The organism is Acetatifactor sp. (genome assembly GCF_982438285.1).
The window spans coordinates 1-3,620 of the sequence record NZ_CEWDFQ010000316.1; the positions used below are offsets into that span (position 1 = coordinate 1).

Consider the following 3,620-nt stretch of genomic DNA (forward strand, 5'->3'; position numbering starts at 1 on the left):
AGCAGAATCTGCTTTTGAATGGTACCCTTTACCTCCTTATCGCTCATGCCCACCTTCTGCATGATCTCAAAGCTGCTCTGATCCTCAAAGCCCTCCGTAACCTGTTTATAGTACAGTATCACCAGCAGGCAGATCAAAAAGATAGCGGAGAAAAAGATTCCAATAAACAACAATCCCCCGTACATGGATTCCTGCTCCCGCATCCGTTCCCTGTAGTCCTCAAAGGAGGCAAAGCCCGGGGTGGTGGAGGCCGCCTGGTAAAGGGCTTCCACAAAGGCTTCTGTATTCTGCTCCTCTCCCTTGGGGGTAAGCTGCATTTTAAAAGACGAGGAGGCGGCAGCATCCACACCATAGCAGGCCGCAATCTGGGAAAGGGTTTCCCAATCCCCTGCCACAATCACAAACTCGCCGCCAAAATTATTGTCCTGCGCCTTGGGCGCCACCTTACACTCCGAGAGCTCCTCCTTGATCACAAAGGAGGCGTCCATAAAGCTTACGACTGCGCTTTTCGCCAAAACCTCCTCTTTCCCGGCAAAATCCGATCCGCTGGAAAACAAAAGCACTTCCCCCGAATTCAGGGTATCGTCCCTTCCCTCCAGGCGGTTAAACTCTGAGACCGTCATCAGCTTTACCCAATACATATCCTCGAACCGGGTGCTTTCACTTCTTGTCACAAACGTATTTCCTCTTTTTTCCACCGGGCACTCCACATAGGAATAATATTGGCTCTCCGCAAGGGAAACCTGATGCTCCCTGGCCAGTCTGCCTGTATTTTGAAGCCACCCCTCCCTGTCCGTAAAGGAGGCTTCCATAAAGTTAATCTCCACGTCAAAGGGATAGCTGAAGCTTTGTATCCTTGGTATCCCCAGATACAAAGAAACCGTGCAGACTACTGTGATGATCACCATGGTGGAAAAAATACAGATATTCACCAGGCTGGCAGCGCTCTTTTTCATACGATACAGCATACCGGACACAGTGACAAAATTGTCCGCCCGATAGTAAAATTTCTTTCTCCTTTTTAAAAATCTCAAAAGCACAATACTGCCGGAGGTAAAGAGAAAATGGGTTCCCGCCACCACCAGAAAAATTGCCAGGAAAAAGTCTGTAAAAATCATGGAATTAAGCTTGGCCTGTATTGCAATGCGATAACCCGTTCCCAATGCAAGCACGCCCAAAAGGCTCCAAAGCCAGATAAGCTTAGGCTCCTTTTCCCCCTTTCTGGACTCTCCCATCAGATCAATGGGATTTGCCCTGCCCACCTGAAACAGATTGGCTGTCAGGTTGATTGCGGATACAATTCCAAAAAACACCAAAGTATCCCAAAGCGCTTTCCAGCTGAAGGAAAAATCTGCCTGGACGGGAAGCTTTGCCAGGTTTAAGAGCAGCAAAAACAAAAGCCTGGAAAACAAAAGCCCCAAAAGGATGGCTGAAAAAACCACTGCCACATAGATCACCGCCGTCTCCACAAAGAGCAGCATCCCGATATGCTTTTTTTCCATTCCGAGGATGCTGTAAAGACCCAGCTCCTTCTTTCTTCGCTTGATTAAAAAGCTGTTGGTATAATACAGGAAAGGCACCATGATCATCCCAAGCAGCCAAAAGCCTATGCTCATCAGCATCAGCGCATAGCCTGCCCTGGGTATGGTGGCCATGACATCATTGTTTAAAATCAGGTCAAACACAAAGTATGTGAACATGGCAAAAATGCACACGCCGATATAGGGCAGATAGGAAGCGCTGTTTTTGCGGATGCTTTGAAGCGCCATACGAGGAATCAGACCTCTCTTATTCATGAGAAATCCCTCCTTCCTTTCCTGTCTGCAGCACCGTCAAAGTATCTGAAATCTTGCGGTACATTTCCTCATCCTTTAGGTTTCCTCTGTAAATCTGATTAAACACACAGCCATCCTTGATAAAAAGCACTCTTCCCGCCCGGCTGGCCGCCTGAATGCTGTGGGTCACCATCAGGATGGTCTGGCCGTCTCTGTTCACATCCCCAAAGATACGAAGCAGCCTGTCCGAGGCCTTGGAGTCCAGCGCCCCGGTAGGCTCATCCGCAAGGATGATCTGGGGCCTTGTAATCAACGCCCGGGCCACTGCCGTTCTCTGCTTCTGTCCTCCCGATACCTCATAGGGATATTTGTCCAAAATGTCCTGGATATCAAGCCTGCGGGCCAGCAAAAGCAGTCTTTCCTCCATCACCTGATAGCTTACGCCCGCCAGCACCAGAGGCAGAAAAATATTGTCCCGAAGAGACAGGGTATCCAGCAGATTAAAATCCTGAAACACAAAGCCCAGGTTATCCCGCCTGAAGGCGCACAGCTCCTTGGGCTTAATATCCGCCATATTCTTTCCCGCTAAAATCACCTGGCCGCCGGTAGGCTTATCCAGAGAGGCCATAATATTGAGCAGCGTGGTTTTTCCCGATCCCGACTCTCCCATAATAGCCACATATTCCCCCTGCTCCACTGAAAAGGTCACGTCAAAAAGAGCCTGTACCTTGCTGCCTCCCAGACGCTGGGTATAAATCTTTTTTACATTTTTCACTTCCAATAACGCCATAAACACACTCCTCTTTTCCCGAATCTAAATGAATGAAAACGACGCCCAGAGGTACCGTTTGAAATAATGATACAGAAAAAGGAAATGCGCTGCCATAAGGCTGTCTTACATTTCCCCGTTAAACCTTACATTTTTGTCACATAAGGCATCAATCCCTATTCTCTTTTGTCTGATAAAGGGACAGATACACTCTCGTGCCCTGATTTTCCCCACTCTCTACCCTGATCTGATTTCCCAGCCGGTCTAAAATCTGCCTGCTAAGATACAGGCCTATCCCTGTGGATTTTTTGTCCATGCGTCCGTTATAGCCCGTAAAGCCTCTCTCAAAAATCCGGGGCAGGTCCTCTGGCCTGATTCCGATGCCGTTGTCCTCCACCACCAGCGTACAGGGATCCTGCTCCCACAGATAAATGGAGATGCAGCCCGCAGCCGGAGCCGTATATTTGATGCTGTTTGACAAAATCTGTTCGATGCAGAAGCCAAGCCATTTTTCGTCCGTCAGAACAGACAGCCTCATTTCCGAAAGCTGCAGGCGGATTCCCTTGTTGATAAAAAGCACGGCATACTTTTTCACTGCCTGCTTTAACAGGGTGTAAAGATCACACTCCTGCAGGACCAGATCCTGCCCCATGCTCTCCAGCCTCTGATAGTGAAGCACCATCTCCACATACTGCTCCGTTTTGAAAAGCTCCTCCTTTAACAAAAATCTTTCTCTGGAGCCGATTGTCTCCCCTCCTAACAAAAGCTTCATGGCCGCAATAGGTGTCTTGATCTGGTGGGCCCACATAAGATAATAATCGCCTCTCGCAGTCTGGGCCTCCTCCTCCAGGGACTGTCTGTGCTTTCTTATTTCCTCCAGTTCTTCGATCAGGCTCTCATAGGCCTCCTCTAAGGGTTTTCTTTTCTCCCGCCACAAATCCGGGTTCCACTCCACCGTCCCAAGCTGCTTGAGATTTTCCCTCGCAAGCAAGAGTTCCCTCCTCTTTGCCACATACCTTTTCCCCGCAAAAAAGCCGGCGGCCAGCCAGAAAAAAGCGGAAAGGGGAATTGCATAC

At 49.0% G+C, this 3,620-nt stretch carries 3 protein-coding genes; all 3 read right to left on the reverse strand.

Annotated features, from left to right (window positions below; translation table 11 throughout):
• The coding region (locus AC1WIP_RS13085) for an FtsX-like permease family protein (protein ID WP_481142241.1) at positions 1–1,796 on the reverse strand (1,796 nt) is incomplete at its 3' end.
• Positions 1,789–2,565, reverse strand: coding sequence for an ABC transporter ATP-binding protein (locus AC1WIP_RS13090; protein WP_481142242.1), 777 nt, complete (start codon positions 2,563–2,565; stop codon positions 1,789–1,791). The genes AC1WIP_RS13090 and AC1WIP_RS13085, both read right to left, overlap by 8 nt.
• A 148-nt stretch (positions 2,566–2,713) precedes the next feature.
• On the reverse strand, positions 2,714–3,620 hold a 907-nt coding region (locus AC1WIP_RS13095; RefSeq protein WP_481142243.1), incomplete at its 5' end, for a sensor histidine kinase.

What these genes read in the sequence shown, in the direction of transcription:
- AC1WIP_RS13090 (WP_481142242.1), bottom strand. Translation starts at nt 2,565, where the DNA reads ATGGCGTTATTGGAAGTGAAAAATGTAAAAAAGATTTATACCCAGCGT.